Here is a 25,672-nt window from a genome sequence, read left to right as displayed (position 1 = left end):
TAATAGAACTGAGTTTTTCTTAAAATAAAAACCACCGAATTATAGAAGTGGTTTTGAGCGTAAGGAATTTGTAAGAAAGGAGTAAGAGAAAAGAGATTTTCATTGTGTATGATCAAAATGTAGAGAAGAACGAGAGGGGGAATAGATACTATATATTTATATAAAAACAAATTCATTAACAAAACTCTATGGAAGAAAAGAAGAAATTACAGAGGTTAACATACATCTGAAAAAGAGGAATTAATCATTTATTAGGTCAGAAAGTTGTTTGTAGAAATAATTGGTGCATAGATGATTGCAAATTCAGTGTTGACTTTTATCATTGGGAGAGTTGATAGCTGTGTGGTTAGCATATGACATAGCTATCAACCATCAATACAATTTAAATAGAGGAGAGGAATGCTTTATGAAAACAAGCAGTAAAATTACATGTGCAAGTCTATCACTTTTAATAGCTGGAAGTTCCCTGTTATACATAACACCAACATCAATTGTAAAAGCAGAACCTACGCAAAATGTATCTAGTTCGCTACAAACAAGCACTCAAAGAGAACGTAATTCCGTCAAAGAGGCAATGCGGGATACATTGCAACTTGGATATCCTGGAATACTTGCTAAAACTTCTGAGGGTGGAAAAACATGGAGTTATGCCGCTGGGTTAGCGGACCTGAGCACCAAGAAACCAATGAAAACAGATTTTCGCTTTCGCATTGGTAGTGTAACGAAGACGTTCATTGCAACAGTTCTACTTCAATTATCTGGAGAGAACCGTTTGAATCTAGACGACTCCATTGAAAAATGGTTGCCTGGTGTTATTCAAGGAAACGGATATGATGGTAACCAGATTACAATCCGGCAAATATTGAATCATACAAGTGGTATTGCTGACTATACAAATTCAAAAGACTTTGATATTACGGATACAAAAAAATCGTATACGGCTGAAGAATTCGTCAAAATGGGGATTTCACTTCCCCCAGACTTTGCCCCAGGAAAGGGTTGGTCTTATTCAAATACAGGATACGTATTACTGGGGATTCTTATTGAAAAAGTAACTGGCAACAGTTATGCCGAAGAGGTTGAAAATCGGATTATTGAACCGCTTGATTTGTCAAATACATTCCTACCTGGCAATTCAAGCGTGATTCCAGGCACCAAGCATGCCCGTGGCTATTTCCAATTAGACGGAGCAAGTGAGCTAAAAGACGTTACTTATATTAACCCAGGTAGCTCGGACGGAGATATCATTTCTACTGCTGATGACTTAAACAAATTCTTCTCTTACTTACTAGGTGGCAAATTACTGAAGGAACAGCAATTAAAACAAATGCTTACTACAGTTCCTACAAATAGAGAGGGAACCGGATATGGTCTTGGAATCTATGAAACTAAGCTTCCGAACGGTGACTCGGTATGGGGACACAGGGGGGTCGTTCCAGGGTTTACCACTTTTGCTGGTGGCACACTTGGAGGTAAGCATACATTGGCCGTCAATTTGAACAGTTTTAAAGCTGATAGTCCTGATCCATTTAAAAGTATTTTACTTGCTGAATTTAGCAAGTAGGTAAAAAGGAAAACCAGATAAAAAGTGAGTTTTAGGAATTAGAATAAATGTATCTTAACAGTAATAGGGGGGTTAATAGTTTAAACTGGGATCCTTAGAGCATGTCAAAAAACTAATAAGTAAGTATTTCAGGAGGGTTTTATGAAAAAGAAAATGATTATTGCAATTGTTGCTTCTGCTATAACAATGACTCATTTTGTAGGAAATACTTATGCAGATTCGAAAACAGAGGTTTCTGTTACGGCTCCCTACAATACAAATCAAATAGCGAAATGGTTAGAAGCACATGCAAAGCCTTTAAAAACAACTAATCCAACTGCATCTCTCAATGATTTGAAACCACTTAAGGATATGGTAGGTTCAGCTTCAATTGTAGGTTTAGGTGAAGCTACGCATGGGGCTCATGAAGTTTTTACGATGAAACACCGTATTGTTAATTATTTAGTATCTGAAAAGGGCTTTACCAATCTAGTTTTAGAAGAGGGATGGGATAGGGCCTTGGAACTTGATCGATATGTTCTTACTGGTAAGGGAAACCCAAGCCAACATCTATCACCTACATTTAAGACGAAAGAAATGCTAGCTTTACTTGATTGGATTCGGCAATATAATGCTAATCCAAAACATAAATCGAAAGTACGTATCATCGGGATGGACATTCAATCAGTAAACGAGAATGTTTATAATAATATAATAGAATATATTAAAGCGAACAATTCAAAACTGTTGCCTAGAGTAGAAGAGAAGATAAAAGGTCTTATTCCTGTAACAAAGGATATGAATACTTTTGAAAGCCTTACGAAAGAAGAAAAAGAAAAGTATGTTTTAGATGCTAAACAAATTAGTGCTTTATTAGAGGAAAATAAAAGCTATTTAAATGGAAAATCTAAAGAGTTTGCATGGATAAAGCAAAATGCTCGTATTATTGAACAGTTTACTACAATGTTAGCGACACCTCCTGATAAACCATCAGATTTTTATTTGAAACATGATATTGCAATGTATGAAAATGCGAAGTGGACTGAAGAACATTTAGGAAAAACGATTGTATGGGGACATAATGGACACGTTTCGAAAACAAATATGCTTCCTTTTATATATCCTAAAGTAGCTGGGCAGCATTTAGCAGAATATTATGGAAAACGGTACGTATCTATTGGAACGTCAGTTTATGAAGGGCAATATAATGTCAAGAATAGCGATGGTGAATTTGGCCCCTATGGAACATTAAAATCGGATGATTCAAGCAGTTATAACTACATCTTTGGACAAGTTAAAAAAGATCAATTTTTTATTGATTTACGTAAGGCAAACGGCGTGACAAAAACTTGGTTAAACGAACAACATCCAATTTTCGCTGGAATAACTACCGAAGGGCCTGATATACCAAAAACTGTTGATATATCATTAGGTAAAGCGTTTGATATACTTGTTCAAATTCAAAAAGTGAGTCCATCTCAACTACATCAATAAATTTGTAATAATGTGGCTCAACGAAGTGTAGTATTGATGATAGTGTTAAGTGTCAATAGTGTTGTTTAGAAATGTCAGTTAGGTTATTTTATTAAAGGATTATTAGATGAAATAAATGTTTTCAAATTAGAGACGATGTGGGATAGAAGCACATTAACATTAAGTTAACAAAATAAAATTCTCCCTAATTAGATAAAATGAGGAACTAAGGAATTTATCCCACATTAACGGACAATAAGAGCTCAACCTCAAAATGCAGCGAAAACAAAGAAGTTAGGCTGGGTGGGTTGCCCGTAAAAAACTGATTGGTGAGGGCTGATTAAAGTTTACTTTATACGTGTGATGAACTAAATTAAGAAATTGATTAGGGTACGTCGTTTCTTTTAGGAATCCTTATTATAAGGATTCCTTTTTTGTACCAAAAAATTTGCAAAGAAAAAAGATAAGATTGGGAACACAATCTTATCTTTAACATAAAGAATTAGCGTATGAACAGAGTATAACAAGCGGCGAGTCATAGTCGATAGTAAACTTCTGTCATGTTTATAAAGAACAACAAAAATTGAGTAAATAAGGCTGTATTGATGGTTATGTCATACAAACCGTGACATTTTGACACTAACGTATGTGACAGAAAAATACTTAGGATTAAAAAAGTAGTTTTTAACACATTAGCAATGAATGAGGAGGAGAGATTTTAATGATAAAAGCATCAGCTCAAAAAACTTTGCAAGATTTTTATTTCTTGTTATTTACCTTTGTATCCGGTTTTTTTTACTTTTGTTTCTATCTGGTCAGCATTACATTTGCATTAGTAATGACGATTATTTTTTGGGGTATTCCCTTATTAGCGTGGGTACTACAAACAACTCACACGTTTGTTCAGTATGAACGCATTCAAACGAAGGTTTATACAGATATATCGATAGATTTATTCGAACCAAGAAAAAAAGAGGAAGGAGATAAATGGATTAAAGCGATAGATACAATCCTCAATAATAGCAACTGGAGGGCTATTTTTTGGCTCATCCAAAAATTTTTTGTCGGAATAATGAGTCTTATATGTGCTGTTTTACTGTATGTAATGCCACTAGTATGTATCGTTACCCCCTTACTTTTTCAATATTTTAATATATACTTATTGGGCATTGCAGTGAATTCATTGGAGACAGCAATTTTTGTCATGATTGTTGGTTTCATTCTCATCTGGATACATAATCTTATTGGAAACGACTTAGTTCGAATTATTGGAATGTACACGCGTTTCATGTTTAAAGCTATAAAGGAGTGATAATTTGTTTAAGACTTTAAAACTATGGTTTTGGTATGATTGGGCCTTGCTTTGTATACGCTTTATTGTTTGGCTATCATTAATATCAACGACTATCCAACAACAAGATCATTTAACAGTACCACTTTGGATCATAATCCTTTGGGAAGTCGTTTCATTTTCAGTACCTTGGATTTGTTTAATGTTCAGCTATCGCTATTATTTATTTACTGAAATAATATTATTTGGCGGAGTTTGTTTCTATTTAACTTTATTATTTCCGTTAGCGTATCTTGCTTTTTTAATGCCAACTTTTATGATTGCGGCAAATAGCGTTCATAAATCTTACCGCTGGTCGGGTCCTATCACAATTATTTTGTTCCCGTTGCTCATTGCGATATTTTCTAAAGTGACAGATTTATGGGTAATCATCCTACAACTCAGTTTAGCTTTTGCTATGGGCTCTTTTTTTCGTTTACTGGCTATTAATTACCGTCAAAGTGAAATTATTCGGAACCAGAAACATGTATTGGAACAGTACGTATCCCAAGTTGAGCGGATTACATTACTGGAGGAACGTGATAGGCTCTCAAAAGACTTACACGATACGATGGGACATTCCTATACTTCAATTATTATGGGGATGGAAACATTGCGTATGGAATTAAAGTCTAAAGAAGGAGAGCAGCAGCTAGATTCATTATTACAATTGGCCCGTAACAGTATGGAAGAAGTAAGACTGTATTTACACCAATTAGATTTATCACAAGAGTCGCTTCCCTTAGCTACCACACTACAACAATTGACAGAGGAATTTAAGAAACATGCAAAAGTAAATGTACGTACTCGAATAATAGGGGAAGAGTATATGGTCTCCAAACAATCAAAAATGACACTATATCGGAGCTTACAGGAATCACTAACAAATGCTGTTCGCCATGGGCATTCCACAGAAATCATTGTGTCACTTCATTTTGAACCACAACAGATAAGATTGGATGTACAGGATAATGGCTGTGGGGTAGAAGAGTGGAAGGATGGCTTTGGATTAACTGCAATGAAAGAGCGTGTAAGTCAGTCACAAGGAAGAGTCATTGTTTATTCCAAAAAAGGGGAAGGGACATTAATTTCATGTGTTTTACCGAAACAAGTACAATTGGCTAACGAACAAATTCGTCTGTGTATTGTCGATGATCATTCTTTTATCCGAGAAAGTCTTCATACAATTTTGAGTGGACTGGAGGATTTACAAGTAGTGGGAATGGCTGAAGATGGAGAACGGGCTTTGGAATTGTGCGAGAGACTAAAACCAGATGTAGTATTAATGGATTTAGAGATGCCAAATCTGGATGGAATTCATGCAACTAAAATGATTAAGAAAAAATGGCCGGACATTCGTGTACTCATTCTGTCAACCTTCCAGAATACAGAAAGGGCAAAAGAAATCATACGAAATGGTGCGGATGGATATGTATTGAAATCCATAGATTCGCGTGAACTAGCTGAATCAATTCGTCTAGTCTATCGAGGAGGCGCGATGATTACTCATGACTTGTTCCATAGGATGTGGGAAGAAAATGAAGAAACAGGATTATTTGAATCACGATCAGATGGAATAGAGTATGGCTTGACGAAACGAGAATTAGAGATTTTGGAACTATTATCACAAGGAAGCCGTTATAAAACAATAGCTTCGACACTTTACTTGTCAAACGGAACAGTAAGAAATTACGCCTCCAATCTCTATGAGAAGCTAGGAGTTAAAAATCGAGAAGAAGCAGTACAAAAGGCAAAAGATATAGGATTACTTTCATGACTCTTCCACTTGAACTAGTTAGCTGAAGTTAATGGGGAACTTACAGATGATGCAGGACATCACTACCCAATCCCACATTTGAAACTACAATGAAAAATAAAGATTTGGAACGCCTCTACTTTTTTGTGAGCAAAGTTGTTTAAAAAGGTTATTTGAATTCTCATATCGAAAAAGTAAAACACTATAGACGAAGACTATAAAATTTGTAGACTATAACTAAATTTGAAACAAGGTTTAAGGTAGATGAATGTTTTATTGAAACCTATCTTTACAGAGGACTGGTAAATAGTTTTCATATTCGTTAGTACATCGGTTCTAAATCTAAAAGTAAAATAGGTATTTGGATCAATAACATCTTTGATTTAGATGTTATTGACCCAATTTAGAAAAGATCTATTAAGTTGCCATGAGTAATTTTAGAATTGAAAGAGGGAATTTCGTAAATTCGGGGATAATAGTACTCTCTAAATTAAAGCTCTCTATAAAGAGAAGAATTTAGAAACTAAAGAAATCAGTGTGACGGTGCTTGATTGTAGTCAAATATAAAATATGTTGTTTTGAGTTGAAGTAAGATGTGTAATTGAAAAAGATAACAGGATAATATATTTCTAATCATTTAAAGGGAAGGGGATGTGATTGAGGTGAATAATACATATAATGAAAAGACGCATACATTGATTAAACAATTATTAAAAAAGTTTTCACCAAAAGTTCCTGGCTTTGCATATATTGCTAGTTTTGATAGCGGAGTAACGTATAAAGGTGCAGTTGGCTTAGCTTCTATAGAGAAAAATCTACCCATAACTACCAATACCGTTTTTAATATAGCCTCAGTTTCTAAACAATTCACAGCATTTTCTATATTACTCTTAGAACAAGAGAGGAAATTGAGTTTAGATAATTCAATTGTAAAATTTGTCCCTTCTATAGGTGCATATGCTGAACCTGTAACATTGAGACATCTAATTCATCACACTGGTGGACTAGTTGATTATATGGAATTGGCTCAAGCAGAAAATATTAAATTTACTGATATATTAACTGTGGAAGAATCGCTAAAGCACCTTAAAAATCATCAAATTGCAAGATTCCCAATTGGCACAAAATTTGAGTATAGCAATACAGGATATTTTTTATTGTCACTAGTGGTAGAGAAGGTAAGTGGCAAGTCCCTACGTCAGTTTGCAAAGGAACGTATTTTTGATCCTTTACACATGAAAGACACAACGATTGTGGATTGCTACCCAACAGCTATTTCAATTGCTAAAGGGTATTCAAAGAATGAACAAGGAGCATATATGGTCTATGAAAGCCCTTGGGAACATACAGGGGATGGAGCAGTTCATACAAATGTTGAAAATCTTGTAAGATGGGGAGAAAATTTAACTACAGGCACCGTTGGTGGAAAAGAACTTGTTAAAAGAATGAGCAAAATAGGCCCGAAATTTTCTCCAGCTGGAGATACGATTATTGAAAACGAAGATTATGCTTTTGGGCTGAGAGTTGCAGAAGGTTTTAAGTGTCGATACTTGGAGCATTCAGGAAGCTGGGCAGGTTACCGTTCTCACTTTATGCGGTTTCCAGGAGAATATTTGTCTGTTGTAGTACTAAGTAACTATGATGGATTTGACTCTAAAAAATATGCTAATAAAATAGCAGAAATTGTTTTAGAAAAGTAAAAGATAGGGCGTAGAAGACAGTATCTAGATTTGGTTAAGCTCACGTTGTTTTAGGTTTAATTGATTAATTATGTTTCTAGTCATTGACGGTAGACAGACGCATAGTATAGGGGCTACGTTAAAAGAGTGTCAAGATATTTTATATGAAAAAGGTGCTATAAATGCAATAGCAATGGATGGAGGTTCTTCTGCTACGCTATATTTAGGGGGAAAGGTTATAAATTCACCTTCTACATTATCACATGAAGATTGTTATTTAACGAATGCTTGGGTGGTAACAGCAAATCCAAAACAAAAAATAAAGATGACATAGATGGGGAAAAAGTAAACCCTAAAACATTAGATAAATTTGATACGAATATTTCAAATGTATAATGACAAGGAACATCCATTAGTGATCCATTTTTTGTATGCTTAATTAGGGTATAAGCTAATTTTTATTAATTCCACAATTACATCGGGTTTAAGTCAAATACAAAAGCAAGGGAATAAAATTTCCCCTTGCTTTTACGTTATTTGATTGGAATTACATTTAATTAGTCCCAAATTCTTTCTACATATTCTGGATGATCGATAAAAGGATTACGATTGTGTTGGAATTTTTCAAAAATCATATTATTTCTTTTTCTTTCCATATCATCAACTGGATCTTGTTGGTGCCATTGTAGTAGAGTTGATAGTTTCCCGTGATTTGGATTATCTGTGTCTACATCATTTACTAATTTTAAATCGGGTCCACCTTCCCCTTCATAACGAACATCCATATAAAACAGCGTTCTTGCAATATCTCCCTTAATCTCATCTCGTGGTTCCCACGAATCCCCGTCAACGCAAGTATCAGGTGCTTTTTGCGCTGCTCCTAAATCTGTCCCCTTACAAGATGCGTTTGGATTATTCACATGACCATCATCCCAATCAAAATCTAAATTACCTCTTCTAGCATTTACCCATTTATTTTCTGGTCTTATATTGTGTAAGTCGGTTCTAATTGTTCTATTATCGTCAAAATGGGATTGGGCCCAAACATGTTCGCGATTCCAACAAGGTTCATTACCACAAAAACTATTTTTGTTCATGGAACCACCTTTATAAAACAGTAAAACATTATCTGGATTGTTCGGGTCTTGATCGATTTCTTTTAAAGCGCTTCGAGTATCATCATATGTTAAAACATTCTGTTTTTTTATTATTTCATGTAAAGAAGCTTTTAGTTCTTTCCCTGATTGAGTCGTTATACTTTCATAGTAGTCATGTGCTGTTGCATTGAGACGGGAATTATTATTTGTGTTCCCCTCATTTTCATAAGATAATGGGACATTTCTTACTTTATGATTATTATTACTCATATTTTCTTTTTTAAGTTCAGATTGCTTTGTTTCATTCGCACCGCACCCGGATAGGGCTATAAGTAAAATCATAAATATTAAATTGAACTTGCTTAATATTGTATTAAACTTTTGCATCTAACAATTCTCCTTTTTATTTTTTCTTTAAAACAAACTTATTATTTGTGTTTGTACAATTTCTTTATACATTATATTTTTAAGAATGAATTTAAAATATTGGGAGTATTTCTTTGTTTATTTATCAAGTTATTTCTAGTGTATTTTAAATAACAATGACTAATAATAGCGATTGAATAATTCTAAAAAAGACTTGCTTAATATATGTCATTAGAAAAGTATGGAGTTTAAAAGGAAAGCTGTATTTATATTATTTCAATCTCGATTATGGTATACAGTTATTGGAACAGGTCAGTTTACTAAACATGTTAAAGGTTGTAATTATCTAACTGATTGTGAATAACTTTTTTATTTAATATCAGTTCTCTTTAATACACACATATATATTGTATAATCTAAATATTATGTATATTATTTACTCTAAGTTAAGTAGGCTTTAAAAAATAATTGTTAGAGTTTTTATAGTAGGTTTTGGAACAAGGCTTTAATAATATTCACCTTTTGCTGAGTCTTGTATATCATCAATTCTTAATTTCATACCCAAAGCTCTTTCATACCTTGAAATTATACGTATATGAAAGGGAAAGGTATAAAGTATGAATAAAAAGTTAAACAATAATTGATATTCAAATTAAAAAGGAGACTTAAAAATGCCCATAATTAAAGTTGTTAGTTTTAATATTGAATGGATGAATGATTGGTTCACAAATGATGGAGATATCGTTGCCTTTAGTGAAAACTTTACTAGAGAAGGACATACAAGTAATACCAAAGAAACCGCTAGGCGTGCAGCAGATACTATAAAGGAAATTGATCCAGATATTCTAGCTATACAGGAAGGGCCTAGTCGTCCTGAAGAATTGGCCCTCTTTATACAAGAATACCTCTCTGAGCATGGAACGCCAATTTACAAGTTTATCCTTAACGATTCAGGGCAGCAACAAAAAACGGCAGTACTTTATAAGCCAAATGCTGTTGATTCTTTAAAACTAACACCTAGTACTAATATTTCAAACTTAATTGAAGAATGGATGGCAGATGTTGATGGTGATGAACATTTGGAACCATACCAGTTTACTCGTTTACCGCTCGTTATAGATGCTCAAATTGGAGAGGATTCTTTACAAATTATAGTACTTCACACAAAGTCCAATTTTGTAAATAAAGGAAAAGATTTGTGGAGTAATCTAGCAACTCGACAAGAATATGTTAAAGCAGCTCTTAAAAACCGGAGGCGAAATTCCGCAGAGTCAATGAGAGTTAGAGATTATATAAATAAAGTTTTGCTATCTAATTTAGCAGAAAAAATAATTATTCTTGGAGACCTAAATGATGGACCAGGTATGGATTATTTTGAAAAGAACTATTTATCACATAATACTGTTGATGTATTAGTAGGGTCTGCATTTGAACCTGAGATGATGTTTCACCATGCTCAACACGATGTGAAAAATTCAAACCGCTATAGTGCTGTTTTTGATGATTTCGTTAGAGGTGAAGATAATAAGCATATACTTCTAGATCATATCTTACTTTCCCCTGGTCTTTCAGTTACTAGTGGACTTAGAAGGGTGCCTAATTCTGGCGCTATTCACCATGTCGAGTATGATAATCATACCGTAAATCATGGTATTTTCCGAGAAAATCGACCAAGCGATCACAGGCCAGTAAGTGTAATCCTTGAATACTAACTCCAATCATAGAATTTTAACACATAGTATAACTTCTATCTTTAAAATTTAAGTTAAAGGGAACCGCTATTTTAAACACTAAATTTTTAAGGGATTTGTATATGTTTAATTGATTCAACTAGCCCCTTCTCGTATAAAATTTCTTGGAGTTAGAGAATCTATAAAAGAATGAAGCCTGTTTGCTTATTATCTAATCATTGTTATATAAGGTCTTTTTATAATAAAATAGAAATTTTTTATGAGTTTTTCTAAATAGCATAAAGGTTATTAATTTTAAAAGGAGGTTAATTATGAAGCAAATGAGCTTAATTCCATTTGAAGTTCAGTCAATGGTTAAAAATACTTACGAAATACCATTTGGTGTGAAGATGATAGGAGCACCAGAATTTTGGGAAGAGAGTGATAGGGGAAGAGGTATTGTTATAGCAGTTCTTGATAGTGGTTGTGATATAAACCATCCTGACTTAAAAGAAAGAATTATAGGAGGAGCAGATTTTACAAGTGATAATCACCAAGATTTAACAGATATAAAAAATTAAAAAAACGTAGCTGATATTTTAGGACATGGTACTCATGTAGCTGGGACAATTGCAGCTACTATTAACGGGAGTGGTGTGGTTGGAGTAGCACCAGAGGCAAAGTTATTAATATGTAAAGTATTGAAGCGTGTAGAAGAGGTGGGGCCAGGAGATTCAAAATTTAGAGCGGATTATCCAAATATTATTAAGGCGATTAATGAGTGTATTAAATGAAGAGGACCAAATCAAGAGCGTGTCCGAATTATCTCGATGTCTTTAAGTGGTAAAGAAGAGGATTTAGAACTACACAAATGTATAAAAAAAGCCGTTCTAAATGATATTTTAGTTATATGTGCAGCCGGTAATAAAGGGGATGATAATGAACATACAAAAGAAGTGGGGTATCCAGCATATTATCCTGAGGTAGTATGCGTAGGGGCAGTGAATATGTACAAAAAACTATCTCAATTTACTAACACTCATGATGAAGTTGATTTAGTAGCACCAGGAGAAGAAATTTTATCTACTTATACAAATGATAAAGGATACGCTGTATTAAGAGGAACTTCTATGGCAACACCGCATGTCGCAGGAGCAGCAGCACTACTCTTAAAACATCATGAGAAGAAATTTAATAAAAAGCTTACTGAGCCTGAGTTATTTACTGAGTTAATAAAACACACTAAATCAATTGGTTATAGTAAATATGGGGAAGGTCATGGATTATTAGATTTAAAAGGTAATGATTAATAGCATCTACTGTATTAGAATTCTTTAAAATGAAAATAATGCTATTTTATTATGATTAGATAAGGTGAATGATAATATGTTAAAGAAAAAAAAGTACGAAATAAAATTTTTTCTCGATATTCATCGAGTATTAAATGAAAAATATAAATTGAAACCGGAAATAATAGACGAGTTTAGTATAGACATAAAAGATATTGATGAAAAAACTATTCAATTTATTGATACAAACAAAAGAGAACTGTATAAAAATGGATGGATATTGCGAAATCGGATAAAAAGAGAAAATAGTACATATGAATTGACATATAAAAAGAGGTATAAAATTCTCAATAATAATATAGAAGCTGAAGTAGAAATTGCAAAAAAAGCTGGATTTGGTACAGATGAGCAAGAGTTTCAAGTTGAAATCGATTGGGGATACACTGAAAAAGTATTAAATATTGTATATAAGCCAGAAGAATTTCAATTACCTAACTCAGAAGCTTCTTCTGTAGAAATATTACAAGAATTATTTTTAAAGAATGGTCCAGAAATATTTCTTAAATGGGGAAAGGAGTTAATTGAACAAACAATTAATTATGGTCCTGTTTATTCGCAAAAATATACTGGCAATTTTAAAGAAAGAGAAATATTTATAGAAATTTGGTCAATGCCTGAATGTAAGGAACCGATTTTAGAGATTTCTTTAGAGAAATTTAAAGATGAAGAAAAAGACAAAGCTGATCAATATCATGACGAGCTAAAAGAATTATTAAATAACAAAGAATGGATAATAACGAGAGATTTTTCAAAAACAGATTGGGTAATGAATAAGTGTGAATGAACTGAAAATTAGATGTTGTAGTACAAAATCTAATTTTCTCAGGAAGTAAATATGATGTTTCACTATAATGATAACATAGATTCTGAAACATAACTTAAGGCGGATTTACTTATAATACTGTACCTGTTAACTTAAAAAACATTATAATATTTTATTTCTACAAACAGAAAGAGGTAGTTTATTATGAAAATTAATGATAACTCAGATTTACCACCTATTTTGTATGCAGAAGCTTCTGTGCATTCCATTGGTGGTGAATCGATATTTACTACAACTAAAAGTATTACAAGTAAAACAGTTGAGCAGTTTTACTCTAAAGACAACATGATTCATAAATCTGTAGAAAAATTAAAAGCGAATGGATTCCAAGTACTGCATGTGGGACAAACATCTATTTCAATCGCAGCTTCTCCTAAAGTTTTCGAAAATGTTTTTCATACTAAAATTGTTATGAAGGAACTTGAAGTACAGGGTATACCAGGGAAAACATCCACAACAATTCTTGATTCAACAAACTCAAACATACAGGGGTTAATTGATACAAGTAATAGTGAGTTTGCAGATGTTTTAGAAGGAATCGCAATTAGCGAAAAAGCTTTTTTACATTCTCCTGCTAGTGCAGCCTTAGAAGATACTTCAGTAAATACACCGGGTCGATTAGCTCCTAATCCGCCCCAAAAAGATTATTATCATTTAAAGCCACCCGAAGATTTAGCTAAGCTTCTTTTAGCAGAGCGAGCACACCAAAAAGGAATAACAGGAAAAGGCATAAAGATTGTAATGGTTGATACTGGTTTCTTTAGACATCCCTTTTTCACTAAAAGACAATATCATATAAATCCAGTTATTCTTGGACCTGAGACGACAGAGCCAATTCATGATGAAAGAGGTCATGGAACGGGCGAAGCTGCTAATGTATTTTCATTAGCACCGGATATAGATTTTACGATGATAAAAATGAACAAATTTAATACAACGGGTGCTTTTGAATTAGCAGTAGCACAAAATCCTGATATTATTACCTGTAGTTGGGGGCTAACTACCCCACCAAATCAATTGACAGCTTCCCAATTAACATTAGCAGCAGCAATAGCCAATGCGGTCCATAAAGGTATTACTGTTGTATTTGCAAGCGGTAATGGAGGTGAACCTTTTCCTGGCATGCATCCAGATGTTATTTCTGTAGGAGGAGTTTTTGTTGATAGAAATGGATCTATGGAGGCAACTGAATTTGTGAGTGGTTATAAAAGTACATTTACACCATATAATAACCGTCTAGTTCCTGATATATGTGGTCTGTCTGGCCTTCCTCCTATGGCAGATTATATAATGCTTCCAGTAGAACCAGGAGATTGGTATGATAAATTCGCTTATGCCTCCGGACAAAAACATCCTAATGGTGATGAGACTTCACCAATTGATGGATGGGCAGCTTTTAGTGGTACATCAGCTGCTGCACCACAAATAGCTGGTGTATGTGCATTATTAAAACAAGCGAATAGCCGACTTAGTCATTTCCAAATACGGGATATATTAAAAAAGACTGCAAGAGATGTAACAAAAGGTCAGTCGCAACAAAAGAATCCTGCTCATCAAGGTCCCGATCTTGCAACAGGGTTTGGTCTAGTTGATGCTTCTAGAGCAGTTGATGAAGCAATTAAGATGTCGTAAAGATGAAGAAACTCTCCAATCTAAGAAGAATTTCTTCATCTTTATAATCGCTTCACCATGGAACTACCATAGTCACTTACCAATAATCGGAATGTATCTCTAATGATTCCATCATCAACTTTAACTTTTTTAAATTATATAGTCTTTTTTACAGTTATCTATTTGACGCGGGAAGACCAACAAGTCTAGCCAAAATCAAGTGGATTTCATTCATCAACTGTTCGGTCTAACAGCATAAATGCAGTCCGATGGCGATAAGAATTAAATCAAACCCCAATCCTCCGTTACCGGACTTGATCGGGGTTTGATTTTACATGGTCTTTTTTACGCAAGTAATCTGTTCGATAGGCAAACTTATTCAGAATCCCTTAAAACTTGGAAGAAGGGCATAAAGCTGCTTTAATTTTTCCACATCATGCTCAAACCAATTGCGGATCCATTTGCAGTATCCAAGAATTATAGTGTCCTCTTTTTGCCCCGCATTCATGACTTGCGCGATTGAATGTGCCGCCATCATCCCTGACATGATTGCTTTGAGGACACCGTGGGAAGAAGCGGGGTCTAGTACAGCTGCAGCGTCTCCAACTAAAAAGTATCCAGCCCCTCCAGGTTGACTAATTGCTCGCCATGTAACATCAGCGCCATTCGGTTTACCCATAGGTTTCAGCCCTTGAAATTCTTCAGGAATCCAATCCCTTTTCAATGCTACATTGTCAAAAGATAATGCCGTCCATTGGTACACATTTGGACGCACTCTGGCAGTCCAAGACCATCCATTATCGTGTGCTATAATAGCTGGCGATGCATCTCGCGCGGGACATGTCCCTGTAGCATAACCGAATCGGGCAATAAGACAAGGAGAGTAGGTATTGATTTTCAAATTCAATTTCTGCGCTAGCCATTGTCGCCTACCTGTCGCATCTATTAGAAATGAAGATTGAAGCTCCCCATCAGAAGTTACTACTCCTGAAACACGGTTATGAGTAACAATCGGGCGTAAAGCACGGCAAGGTTGACGTACGTCAACACCTAGCGAGATAGCTCGATGCAGTAGCATTGCGTCAAAATCGGCGCGCCAAGCTTGAAAACCCATCCATTGCCCAGACTCGTCCGAACCGAATGGGACAAAGTGACGCTTTCCGTCCCATTGAACCCAATTTCCCTCATGTCGTAGGAATCCCGCTTTATTAAACTCTTCTGTGACACCCAATTGCTGTAAAAGGGGTTCAATTCCAGGGTGAAGTGTTTCCCCAGGACGATTGCGAGGAAACTGCTCTCCTTCAATCATAATTACCTTCAAGCCCCTCTGAGCACAAGTTATGGCTGTAGCTGTGCCAGCAGGTCCACTACCAATAATGATTACATCTAAATTAGAGTTTGACATTTCTATATTCCCAATTTCCATCTGATTCATCATTCATTTTTTTTAATAAAATATTAGCTTTGTTCTTTTTATTTGGAACTATTGTTACATCAGTTATACTAACAAACATGATGGTTGGTTCTTTCATTTCAACTGAAACTTTCTTATAATCTTTTGGCGTTTGTTTATTTCCTTTTCTAAACATTTCAAACCTATATACACTATCCAAAAGTGAATTTTCAGCTTCTCTATAAGCAATCTTTAATTCTTCATTATCGATAGGGAGTGAATTTTCAGCTTCTCTATAAGCAGTCTTTAATTCTTCATTATCGATAGGGGAAGAGATTTTTTGAAATGATAAGACACTCCAGTCTGTTTTACTTCCACCTAATGTATAGTAAACAAACGCCATGCTAAGTAATCTTTCCTTATACTCTTGTAAATCAGTTCGACCAGTAAGTGACAAGGAGAATTTATTATCTAGAGCATTCTGAACATAGTCTACATACTCCATTGCAGGATATTCAACCACATTACCCTCTTTAGTTTGAGGTCCCTTAACACCATCCCAAGGTATATTTCCCTTTATACCTATTTCTTCATCTGTAAGTGGACTAACTGTTGGCCACCAGGTTTCAATTTCTGTACTTTCAAACGTTCGCGCAGCATCTGGAGCAACTGCAGGCCAGAAAGTACTCAAGGCTGCACATAGTTTAGAATCTTCGGGAAACGGACTTCCAAGACCATAAGCTGCAAGAAATTGTTTTCCACTTTTTGTTCGGTCAAAACTTACATCCCAACCTGGAGCAAATATTCCAGATGCTGCGTCAGGTAGATAAGAATGCCTTGATCCCAGTGGAACGTCAAGTTTTGTTAGCTCAGGAGCCTTCTGATAAGGCAAGGAAATAATAGCCGTCATCGTATCGTCATTCTCATTAAAGATAGCTGAATTTGTGTTATTATCACTTTTTAATTCAAGATTAACAGCTATTCGATTATCAGACAATGTAAAAGGAGGCACTTCCCAAGTAAGTTCTCTAAGTCTTTCAGATTGTTGGTCGTACCAATTCATAAGTTCACGTTGGTCACTATTTAAGAAAAAATCTGGGGCAGTTATCATAGAGTATGCTGCATAATGAGCAAGTGGCTTTCCCGATTTCGGATCAATGAGTTCTGCACCTTTAGCTTCTATCCACCCATCACCAGTGTAATCTTTATACAGTACTGCATCATATCCACCTTCTTTAATGATACTCATCATATCCTTTTCATCATTAAGATTTGGATTCTCCCCCAATCTGTGCCGTACATAAACATATTCAGGAGCAGGGCGACCAAATATATCATCATTTTTCTTCATGTGTATTAATAAACTAGAAGAAAAAGTATTAATATATATACCATTCTCAACATCTTGCGTATTACTCTTTGGCACATTTAAGGTAAGAGGTTTTCCATCATCATATTGAGCTTCCTCAACCAATCTAGAGTGAGGAATAGGTACAAGTATATTACTTCCAACTGACCTGTCATCTGAGAATTCCGCTATTCCATCCTGAAAGCTAAAAGGAGGCTTATCGAGATTATCTTTTAAGTAGGACTTTCCAATATCATTTGGAAGCTTACTCAAAGTTTGATAAATTCGTTTTGCTTTTTCATTAACGTGATGTGCTTTAAGACTCAGTTGAATATCAATCGGCTCTCCATTATCATGACAAAGACATTCTGAACCGCTAAAAAGTTTATGTAAAGGCACCCAAAATGTTCTCTCTTTATCACTTTTGTTTTTTTCAACGTCTTCGAAGGGAAAGACTGCATTCTCGTTTCTGAAACGTAACGGACCAAATTCATTTTCATTTCCCATACGTTTAACAGATAAATAAGCCGAATAACGAGCTGGGAGAACTCGAAAAGTAAAATCTGAATCCTCTTCAGTAATAGGTAAGAATCCTCTTTGTTGCGGATCGTAAAACGGTTGCATCGTACCAACTCTTGCTATGCCACTTCTTGAAAAACACATATCAGCATGCTTTCGATGAACAGTATCTGGAGCAGGACGATATTCAGATGCAAAAACTACGATTCCTAATTCTAGATTATCTGAATTATCGCTTATACGAGAATACAATTCAGAAATGGATGGAGGATTAATACCGTAGACATAATTTTCAACAGTTTCAATTTCTGCTAAAGTAGGGAACGTAGTTAATTCTAAGTTGTTTGCGCCAACAATGACATTTGGAGAAGCTAAGGCATGATAAAAAAGACTTCTTGCTGGTTGCCCCGGCTCGATTCCTCGCTTGCCCTCTTTTGCAAAATCCTCAAATCCCTTTATCTGTCGATTTATATTAGGAAGCTCTTTAAGAAGTTCTGTTTTTAAATTATCAGCTGCAATATCCAATCCATGTTGAAGAAATAAATCTCTCCAGCCATGTTCTGCAAGTCTATTACATATTTGTCTCACTTGTTCAATTAAAGACATCATTTTCCACCCTTTCTGAGTTTTTATTTGTTTTTATAATATGGATTATATTGTAAATTCATCCGTAAGGGCTTTGATGGATGGCTGAAAAAAGTACGCGCCTCCTGTCATCGTTACCCATTCCTGCATGAAGTTTATGCTCTTATCCTTTTCTGGTAATTTGAATGTATGTTTTTCAGCATCATTGTCTTTTTGCCCCACAATGGGATCTTCGCCATCCCCATCCGATGGAAAGTTGATATCATTAGCCCAAGCCTGCTGCATGAATTCAAACTGATCTTTAATACTTGCTTGATAGGTCATAAATAATAATCCTCTTTCCTCGTCCGGTGCTAGCTCAAAAGATTTCCCATAAGGGATGCCCCTACGAAGAAGCATCTTCGTCCGGTTAAACTCGGCAGACCTAACATCACGTGGATTAAGCTTACGAACATGCGCTGCAAATGGGCATATTTTCCCTTCGGAATCTCCTTCCACACCCGGAATTTCTTGATTACCTATGGCCTGTGTCAATTTAATTGTAGGTTCGGGATTTACATAAGAAAAGTGGTTGCTTGTAAACTCATCATTGCCGATAGGCGGATTATCTTCTTCCTTTGCTCTAATCAAAGGCGCACCGCTTTTCCAACGGCCGATCAGTTTAGCGCCTAGCAGGTCAGATTTCATTCCTGCTTCTGTCGACATATTCTCTACGAATTTATTAAAGGCCGCTACATCTTGCTGCAAACGTCGAAATACCAAAAAAGAGCCGTTGCGTGCCCATTTCGGTAAGTCGGCTAACGTATCCGAACCTGGGACTGGCTGAATAAGATCGGCTTCATTTTGTTTCAGATAGCCCAATACGAACTGGCCAGGCCAGATAAGCGGTTCTCCCGGCTTGGAAAAACTCTGCGCACGCTCATCATTTGGATCAATCAAACGTGCAGTGAGGAAGTCCTCCGGCTTGTCTGATTTAAGCCCACGTATCCCTGGTTGAGATATGCCGTCCTTATAGTCAAAGTGCTCATGACCTGGCTTGTTCATGTCCTTACGTGTTCTTCCATTCTCTTCGTGTATCAATTCCAGACCACCGTTTACTTTCGAGCTCTCTTTTATACTATTTATACGTTGAATAAGGAAATCTTCTGTATCACTAGCCACGATTAACAAGAGATCTAGTAGATTTGTCGGACCGCCAATCACCCAGTTCTGGTGATCTAATCGATCGCCCAACACTTTCGACCTTGCAGCCATACCTTGCGAGAATGCTTCATCTTTTTTAAAGTGCTCTGCTTTCTCTGGAATCAACTTCTTCAACCCCTCGAAGGTAAAGGCTATATTAACCCATGTTGCGGCTAGCCCATGTGGGTCCTCACCATTCAATCGAACACGTAGTGACTTGAATAAATTGTTGAACTGCAGTACTTCATTTAGAGAAGAAATTTGTGGTGCTAGGTCCCTTATCCACTTTTTTGCAGTATCAGGCTGGGTAATTTTAAAAAAAGCAAGTTCTGAAAATCTTTGTTAAAACCAGCCAAACTATTACCTTGAATGTCGTCGATCTCAATAATGGGTTCATCTAGAGCCATTTGATTTAACCTCCCTAATTAAATTACCGTCTATCGGAGACGGCTTTTACAACAGCAATACTTCCTTTAATGTATTGACAAAAGAAATTGGTCAGACTAGGGCCCATAGTTTCAATTCATTACAAATAGAAATTATTCCCAATAAAAATCTATTTAATTCAGGTTTATATAATTTAAGAATGTAAGTCATAAATTCCTCGTCTAATTTGATGCAACGATACTTTGCAACAGACCCCTGAAGATTGTGCAGCTTGCATGGGAATTCAGGTAAACTTTTGATTTTACTTCATTGGTTCTTTCTGCCTAATTTGAAATTGACGATTTTTTGACCTTTCAAATATTGATTTTCTATCATTGTATTCTCCTTAAGGTTTTATAAAATCCCGCCTAGTGTTTTGTATTTATCAACAACGAAACAAATACGACATTTTCTAAGCTTTTAAAGGGACTCAAATAAATCTATATGATTTAAAAATATTTACTTCAAAAAAGAGTTATGTAGAATATGTAAGAAAAACTTAGAGAGTTTTATTATTCGTATAAAAAATAACAAACTGTGATCTGAAGGTATGATACGGGCAAGTCTGGAGTCATTCATTGTTCATAGCATAAAAATTATAAAAAAAAGAAAACATAAATTTTAGTTATTAATATCGAAGTTTTAAAAAACAAAAAAGGAGACTTTGGTTATGAAAGAGGAAAATAATAAAAAATTAGGACTTGCCCTTTCCGGTGGAGGATTTAGAGCATCTTTCTATCATATCGGAGTACTCGCAAGGTTGGCTGATTTGGGGTTGCTTCGTTCAGTTGAATTCATTTCTACGGTTTCAGGTGGCTCTATTATTGGTGCGCTTTATTATCTTCATTTAAAAAAACTACTGGAAGAAAAGAGAGATGTTGAAATTAAAGATGAAGACTATCAGAAGATTGTTGCAAAAATTGAAGTTGATTTTCTAAAAGCAGTCCAAAAGAATTTGCGTTTAAGAACCTTTCTTAATCCAGTAAAAAATATAAAAATGATACTTCCTAATTACTCACGAAGTGATCATATTGGAGAGCTTTATGATAAATTTTTATACAGAAAAGTTCTTGATATAAATAACACCCATCCTATAAAAATGAAGGAGCTAATTATCAAACCCTGCTGTGTGAGTAATTCTTTTCACCCACTTAAGGATAATGAAAATAGAAGTGCAAAAGTACCAATACTTCTTATTAATGCAACTATCTTAAATAATGGCCATAACTGGTGTTTTAGTGCTTCGGATATGGGCGAAACACAAATTGACCAATCTAGAAAAAAATTTGATAAAAACTTTCGACTAAAAAGAATAGAATCGTATGATGACATATTCAAACACGAAGATTTTGAATTGGGTGTAGCCGTTGCCGCTTCGGCCTGTGTGCCTGGAATATTTGCCCCTCTTGCTATTAGTGATCTTTATGATGAGAAGGTACGATTACAATTAGTTGATGGCGGTGTCCACGATAATCAAGGAATTAGAGGATTACTAGATAAACGCTTAAATTGCACACATTTTATATTAAGTGATGCATCAGCACAATTAAAAGATGAAAGGGAGCCTAATGTACAGATATCCAATGTAATCAAACGTTCAAATAGTATACTATCGGACAACCTACGAGAGCAGCAATTGTCCAATATAATTAAGGAACATTCAGATAATGTTGCCCTATTACATTTAAAGAAAGGATTACCCGTAAAGGAAGTTTCCTACTTTGATGAAACACACAATCTTAAAGAAGAATCGAAACTTTATAACACGGAAGAACCTTGCGAGACTTTCGGGGTCAATACAGATGTTCAAAACCTCCTTTCTGGAATTAGAACAGATTTGGACTCTTTTTCAGAAGTAGAAGCTTTTTCTCTAATGCTTAACGGCTATAGAATAAGTCAATATGAATTGGATAAAGTAAACATAAAAGGTTTTGTTACAAATACTGCATTAAAAGAGGAAAGATATCAATTCTTTAAGATTGATTCTTGGATTGCATCACCTATTATTGATTCTTATTATAAAAATCTCCTTGAAATTGCAAGCAAACGATTTTTTAAGGCTATTAGAATGAATTTGTTGGTAAAGTTTATAACTATTTTATTGGCTGTACTTATATGTGGAACTATTATAAGTACTTTCGGTTCAAGGTTTATTTACTGGGCAAATGAATCAATATCAAAAGGTCAATTATTATTAATGATCCTCTTTTTAATTACCCTCTTTATTATATACAAAGGATTAAAATTTTTTTCGCACAGAATTCTTTCCGTATGGTTCTTGATAAATCTGTTACCATTTCTTCTTATATCTTTAACAGGGTTTATATTTATTGGAATTTATCTAATCACTTTTGATCGACTATTTCTATACTTAGGTAGTTTTAATGTGTTAGAAAAAGAAAGAAGAAAATGAAAAATAAAAATGTAGAATAGGGGGCGTAGAAAAAATACTTTAATAATTGATACCGGTTTTTCTATATCTATTTAAGCTTTTTACATGTTTTCTACTGAACTCTAAAGGTAGAATTCATCTTGTATATTCTACAAGAAAGTCTATGTTTTTTTAAGAACTACAACAATTAGAACCTAAAGAGAAAATAACTCGTTTTTTTGTCTGTCGATTTGGCGAGAAACGTTTTGCAAGGCCTCATTAAAAAAGAAGAAAATACCTTAAAAACTATATTAATCAAGGATTTTTAAGGTATTTCTCTTTTTATTTGGTAAGGTTTACATTATGTGTTTTCACCATCAATATGTTCAACATGTTTATCAATGAAATTCACTGTTATATATAAAGATGGATCTTTAATGCAAGGTTTCTTTGGACTACAATCGAAATTAAGATGAATTTTAATTAATTCAGGAATCCCAATTTCGCTTTTACATTCATAGCCAAGAAAAATATATTGATGCTCTATTTTTTTGTTGATTGCTTTTATAACATTAGAATCAGATAAAGCAACACTAAGTCCAATTAAACACGGATCTGATGGTATAAGTTTTTTATCATTAGACATCAAAAATTCACTTCTTTCCATTTTATATATTTAAAGCATCGAAATATATTCTGGCATATAAAAATTAAAATTATTCATTTTAAGAAAATTACTTAAAGCTGTTGAAATACATTTGAAAAGTGTTCAATGGACTAATGAAATAGACATTATCTTAAAAAAAATAAACTCAACCTCTTATTTTCCATATTTTAAATTGATTGCATAATCTTATACATAATTACAGATGTTAAAAACTGCGTGCAGGAAAAATCACACAAAAATATTAAAAGTAAAGAAGGGATTATCATGAAATTACCATCTGCCATTGGATTGAAAAAAAATTCTAAAGGCAAACCAGTTAATGAACTACAGAATTTTCTTCAAATGTTTGGATATTTAAAAAAAAGTGATAATGAGACAACTTTAGCTGCATTAGAAGCTAATTTTGATGACACTACTGAAAATGCTTTAAAAAAATATCAAGAATTTAATGATATACCCCAATCCGGAGAGTTAGATGAAACTACAATAAAACAAATGAGATTACCACGATGTGGGTGTCCAGATTTAAATGCGGGAGTTGAAAACTTTGCAGCACAAGGAAACAAATGGAATAAAAATAATCTTACTTATAAATTTGTAAAATTCACATCTGATTTATCAAAAGATGATATTCGTTCAGCAATTGCTAAGGCATTTAGTCTTTGGAGTGAAGTTACTCCTTTAACTTTTAAAGAGGTTACAACTGGTAATGCTGATATCTTAATATCATTTGTTACAGGAGAACATGGTGATAATAATCCATTTGATGGTAATGGAAACGTATTAGCACATGCTTATTTCCCACCTCCTAACAGTGGTTCTCTCGCAGGCGATGCACATTTTGATGATGGTGAAACTTGGTCAATAAGTTCACCTGCATCAGGTATTGATCTTATTACTGTAGCAGCTCATGAATTTGGTCATTCTCTTGGTTTATCTCATTCTAATGTTAGAGGTTCACTAATGTTTCCTAGCTATAGTGGGATTCTGCGTTCTTTACATCAAGATGATATATCGGGGATACAATCTATTTACGGTTCACGTGTCTAAAAATTTATTAAATAGCTTATACAATAAAAAGCCGAAAAGAACTTGTAGTTTTTTACAAGTTCTTTTCGGCTTTTCCTGAAAGTAAACTTTTCTTTTGAAAATTTGTATACATTCTACTTTTTGTACAAAAGAAAGTTAGGACCTAAAAGTAAATGCAAAAGTAACTATAAGTTACAGATATTGTATATGTAGAATTAAATATGTTATGCGAAAGTGGCAATGAATTTTGTACAAGTTTCATTTTGATGAAAAAACTCTCTTAAAGAGCACCCTATACACGAGCTCTTTAGGACAGTAATTATAAAAGCCTATTCAATAATCTATTGTAATTTTATTTTTTCAAATGGTGAAAAACTTGAATAAAAACGTAATTTTATACTACAAATCCCGCTAGCTCAATTAACGAACTGCTCCGTGCATAAGAAGAATACAATATTCATTCATATGTAACCTTGTTGTATTTATATTACTAACATAATCTTTTAAAAATATTTATCAGAAAAACAGCTAGAAGAGGCTATCTGCTCTTATAAAAACTGTGAAAAGAACTATCTTGGGAAAAAGAATCCTGCACTTAGTATTATTAAAATGTTGATTTCAATTCAATTTAAGAAAAAAAATTTAAAGGTATTATGGTGAGATAAATAGCATTATGGGAGAAGTAAAGCTGCTTCTAGATGTTTTATTGGTAGTTTAATATCCTTCGTAACCACTTTGGAAATTAATTAAATAAAAATCATCATTTTTTCTCTGTTTGATTAAAATTTAGGCCCCCTAAAGTTAATAATTTCATGGTGATTTTTCGGTTTTTAGAGCAATTTGAATACAAGTTGTATATTTGGTGAGATATAAGGAGAGAATAAATCTTGATTGTTTAAAGACAATTTAAATTTATTACATGAGGTGAAGAAATGAATCAAAACAATGTCTTTGTCAGGACCAAATAATATTCCTGAATTACATTAAGCTGTAAAAATGCAGTGAATAACGATATATTTGTTGTTTGTACAGCTTACAGTTGCTAGTGAAAGAGATGGTATCCATACTACTAAGCTATCCTGGGCGTATCAGAAGGCAGTAGAATTCAGAGCTGTTAATTTAAATAAAAAATTAGATGTTCTTAGTGATTCAAACAAAAATGTCGATTTAGTTGGCCTGGAATAGGGATTTTATCAACTTATGTAAAAAAATAAAGATTCAAGTATTGGTTTTCTAGATATACCAGTAGGATATCGTATTCTTCCCCACACCATCATAATAATATTGTATTTTTATTGGAAAAAGCACCTGAATATAAGATGTATTACTAAAGTAATTAAAATATGATGATTAATATTTGGAATATTCATTGTTACATCATAATATGAAATTGAATAAAAAGAGACCCTATTTTTAACTAAGTATATTGCATTTTGGAAGAAATGATTAAAAAAT

The 25,672-nt window shown here is 34.1% G+C and carries 16 protein-coding genes and 2 pseudogenes; 12 read left to right on the top strand and 6 right to left on the bottom strand.

The features are described 5' to 3' along the window. Positions 1 to 406: 406 nt before the first annotated feature. The 6 genes and pseudogenes from ACTFSL_RS26690 to ACTFSL_RS26665 all read left to right on the top strand — a co-directional run. Complete coding sequence (locus ACTFSL_RS26690; protein ID WP_088338291.1) at positions 407 to 1,564, top strand: serine hydrolase domain-containing protein; 1,158 nt, start codon at positions 407 to 409, stop codon at positions 1,562 to 1,564. A gap of 141 nt (positions 1,565 to 1,705) precedes the next feature. Then, positions 1,706 to 3,037 (top strand): erythromycin esterase family protein, encoded by a 1,332-nt coding sequence (locus ACTFSL_RS26685; protein WP_059303786.1) that lies wholly within the window; start codon positions 1,706 to 1,708, stop codon positions 3,035 to 3,037. 700 nt (positions 3,038 to 3,737) lie between these two features. After that, positions 3,738 to 4,328, top strand: a complete 591-nt coding sequence (locus ACTFSL_RS26680; RefSeq protein ID WP_088338292.1) for a sensor domain-containing protein — start codon at positions 3,738 to 3,740, stop codon at positions 4,326 to 4,328. A gap of 4 nt (positions 4,329 to 4,332) precedes the next feature. Further along, on the top strand, positions 4,333 to 6,123 hold the full coding sequence (locus tag ACTFSL_RS26675) for a helix-turn-helix transcriptional regulator (protein ID WP_063538666.1): 1,791 nt from the start codon (positions 4,333 to 4,335) through the stop codon (positions 6,121 to 6,123). A 641-nt stretch (positions 6,124 to 6,764) separates the two neighbouring features. After that, the gene (locus tag ACTFSL_RS26670; RefSeq protein ID WP_088338293.1) at positions 6,765 to 7,802 is read left to right on the top strand and encodes a serine hydrolase domain-containing protein; all 1,038 of its coding nucleotides are present in this window, start codon (positions 6,765 to 6,767) and stop codon (positions 7,800 to 7,802) included. Positions 7,803 to 7,869: 67 nt separating this feature from the next. Then, a pseudogene (locus ACTFSL_RS26665) lies at positions 7,870 to 8,177 on the top strand (phosphodiester glycosidase family protein); the annotation flags it as partial. A gap of 161 nt (positions 8,178 to 8,338) precedes the next feature. Here the strand turns inward: ACTFSL_RS26665 and ACTFSL_RS26660 are convergent. Then, positions 8,339 to 9,265 (bottom strand): endonuclease I family protein, encoded by a 927-nt coding sequence (locus ACTFSL_RS26660; protein ID WP_088338294.1) that lies wholly within the window; start codon positions 9,263 to 9,265, stop codon positions 8,339 to 8,341. A gap of 650 nt (positions 9,266 to 9,915) precedes the next feature. On the opposite strand from ACTFSL_RS26660, the gene ACTFSL_RS26655 reads away from it, so the two are divergent. From ACTFSL_RS26655 to ACTFSL_RS26640, 4 genes and pseudogenes are all read left to right on the top strand, one after another. After that, positions 9,916 to 10,956, top strand: coding sequence for an endonuclease/exonuclease/phosphatase family protein (locus tag ACTFSL_RS26655; protein WP_088338295.1), 1,041 nt, complete (start codon positions 9,916 to 9,918; stop codon positions 10,954 to 10,956). A gap of 290 nt (positions 10,957 to 11,246) precedes the next feature. Further along, positions 11,247 to 12,224, top strand: a pseudogene (locus ACTFSL_RS26650) (S8 family peptidase). Between the two features lie 76 nt (positions 12,225 to 12,300). Further along, complete coding sequence (locus ACTFSL_RS26645) at positions 12,301 to 13,047, top strand: hypothetical protein (protein ID WP_088338296.1); 747 nt, start codon at positions 12,301 to 12,303, stop codon at positions 13,045 to 13,047. Between the two features lie 183 nt (positions 13,048 to 13,230). Then, the gene (locus tag ACTFSL_RS26640; RefSeq protein ID WP_088338297.1) at positions 13,231 to 14,718 is read left to right on the top strand and encodes a S8 family serine peptidase; all 1,488 of its coding nucleotides are present in this window, start codon (positions 13,231 to 13,233) and stop codon (positions 14,716 to 14,718) included. A 358-nt stretch (positions 14,719 to 15,076) separates the two neighbouring features. Here the strand turns inward: ACTFSL_RS26640 and ACTFSL_RS26635 are convergent, their stop codons facing one another. From ACTFSL_RS26635 to ACTFSL_RS26620, 4 genes are read right to left on the bottom strand one after another with little or no spacing between them, the layout of a single operon-like run. Next, the gene (locus tag ACTFSL_RS26635) at positions 15,077 to 16,132 is read right to left on the bottom strand and encodes an NAD(P)/FAD-dependent oxidoreductase (RefSeq protein WP_256942730.1); all 1,056 of its coding nucleotides are present in this window, start codon (positions 16,130 to 16,132) and stop codon (positions 15,077 to 15,079) included. Then, positions 16,089 to 18,563: a hypothetical protein gene (locus ACTFSL_RS26630; protein WP_179205481.1), complete on the bottom strand. Its 2,475-nt coding sequence runs from the start codon at positions 18,561 to 18,563 to the stop codon at positions 16,089 to 16,091. Before ACTFSL_RS26630 ends, ACTFSL_RS26635 begins: the two co-directional genes overlap by 44 nt. A 45-nt stretch (positions 18,564 to 18,608) precedes the next feature. After that, positions 18,609 to 20,006: a Dyp-type peroxidase gene (locus tag ACTFSL_RS26625; protein WP_440042677.1), complete on the bottom strand. Its 1,398-nt coding sequence runs from the start codon at positions 20,004 to 20,006 to the stop codon at positions 18,609 to 18,611. Beyond that, positions 20,003 to 20,131 (bottom strand): hypothetical protein, encoded by a 129-nt coding sequence (locus ACTFSL_RS26620; RefSeq protein ID WP_256942731.1) that lies wholly within the window; start codon positions 20,129 to 20,131, stop codon positions 20,003 to 20,005. Before ACTFSL_RS26620 ends, ACTFSL_RS26625 begins: the two co-directional genes overlap by 4 nt. 689 nt (positions 20,132 to 20,820) lie before the next feature. Here ACTFSL_RS26620 and ACTFSL_RS26615 point away from each other — a divergent pair. Further along, entirely contained in the window at positions 20,821 to 22,563 is a 1,743-nt protein-coding gene (locus tag ACTFSL_RS26615) for a patatin-like phospholipase family protein (RefSeq protein WP_088338299.1), read from the top strand. Between the two features lie 319 nt (positions 22,564 to 22,882). Here the strand turns inward: ACTFSL_RS26615 and ACTFSL_RS26610 are convergent, their stop codons facing one another. Continuing rightward, positions 22,883 to 23,167, bottom strand: a complete 285-nt coding sequence (locus ACTFSL_RS26610; protein WP_088338300.1) for a hypothetical protein — start codon at positions 23,165 to 23,167, stop codon at positions 22,883 to 22,885. A 285-nt stretch (positions 23,168 to 23,452) separates the two neighbouring features. Between ACTFSL_RS26610 and ACTFSL_RS26605 the strand changes: the two genes are divergently transcribed. Continuing rightward, a complete protein-coding gene (locus ACTFSL_RS26605) occupies positions 23,453 to 24,238 on the top strand; it encodes a matrixin family metalloprotease (protein WP_088338301.1) in 786 nt (261 codons plus the stop codon). Positions 24,239 to 25,672: the final 1,434 nt, after the last annotated feature.

It is taken from the genome of Bacillus cereus group sp. MYBK108-1 (assembly GCF_051917185.1).
GTDB lineage: Bacteria > Bacillota > Bacilli > Bacillales > Bacillaceae_G > Bacillus_A > Bacillus_A cereus.
This window is presented reverse-complemented; position numbering and strand designations above follow the sequence as displayed.

Excerpts from the sequence above, each read along its gene's own strand:
- ACTFSL_RS26690 (WP_088338291.1), top strand. The coding sequence starts at position 407 with ATGAAAACAAGCAGTAAAATTACATGTGCAAGTCTATCACTTTTAATA.
- ACTFSL_RS26685 (WP_059303786.1), top strand. The coding sequence starts at position 1,706 with ATGAAAAAGAAAATGATTATTGCAATTGTTGCTTCTGCTATAACAATG.
- ACTFSL_RS26680 (WP_088338292.1), top strand. The coding sequence starts at position 3,738 with ATGATAAAAGCATCAGCTCAAAAAACTTTGCAAGATTTTTATTTCTTG.
- ACTFSL_RS26660 (WP_088338294.1), bottom strand. The coding sequence starts at position 9,265 with ATGCAAAAGTTTAATACAATATTAAGCAAGTTCAATTTAATATTTATG.
- ACTFSL_RS26655 (WP_088338295.1), top strand. The coding sequence starts at position 9,916 with ATGCCCATAATTAAAGTTGTTAGTTTTAATATTGAATGGATGAATGAT.
- ACTFSL_RS26645 (WP_088338296.1), top strand. The coding sequence starts at position 12,301 with ATGTTAAAGAAAAAAAAGTACGAAATAAAATTTTTTCTCGATATTCAT.
- ACTFSL_RS26640 (WP_088338297.1), top strand. The coding sequence starts at position 13,231 with ATGAAAATTAATGATAACTCAGATTTACCACCTATTTTGTATGCAGAA.
- ACTFSL_RS26635 (WP_256942730.1), bottom strand. The coding sequence starts at position 16,132 with ATGAATCAGATGGAAATTGGGAATATAGAAATGTCAAACTCTAATTTA.
- ACTFSL_RS26630 (WP_179205481.1), bottom strand. The coding sequence starts at position 18,563 with ATGTCTTTAATTGAACAAGTGAGACAAATATGTAATAGACTTGCAGAA.
- ACTFSL_RS26620 (WP_256942731.1), bottom strand. The coding sequence starts at position 20,131 with ATGGCTCTAGATGAACCCATTATTGAGATCGACGACATTCAAGGTAAT.
- ACTFSL_RS26615 (WP_088338299.1), top strand. The coding sequence starts at position 20,821 with ATGAAAGAGGAAAATAATAAAAAATTAGGACTTGCCCTTTCCGGTGGA.
- ACTFSL_RS26610 (WP_088338300.1), bottom strand. The coding sequence starts at position 23,167 with ATGTCTAATGATAAAAAACTTATACCATCAGATCCGTGTTTAATTGGA.
- ACTFSL_RS26605 (WP_088338301.1), top strand. The coding sequence starts at position 23,453 with ATGAAATTACCATCTGCCATTGGATTGAAAAAAAATTCTAAAGGCAAA.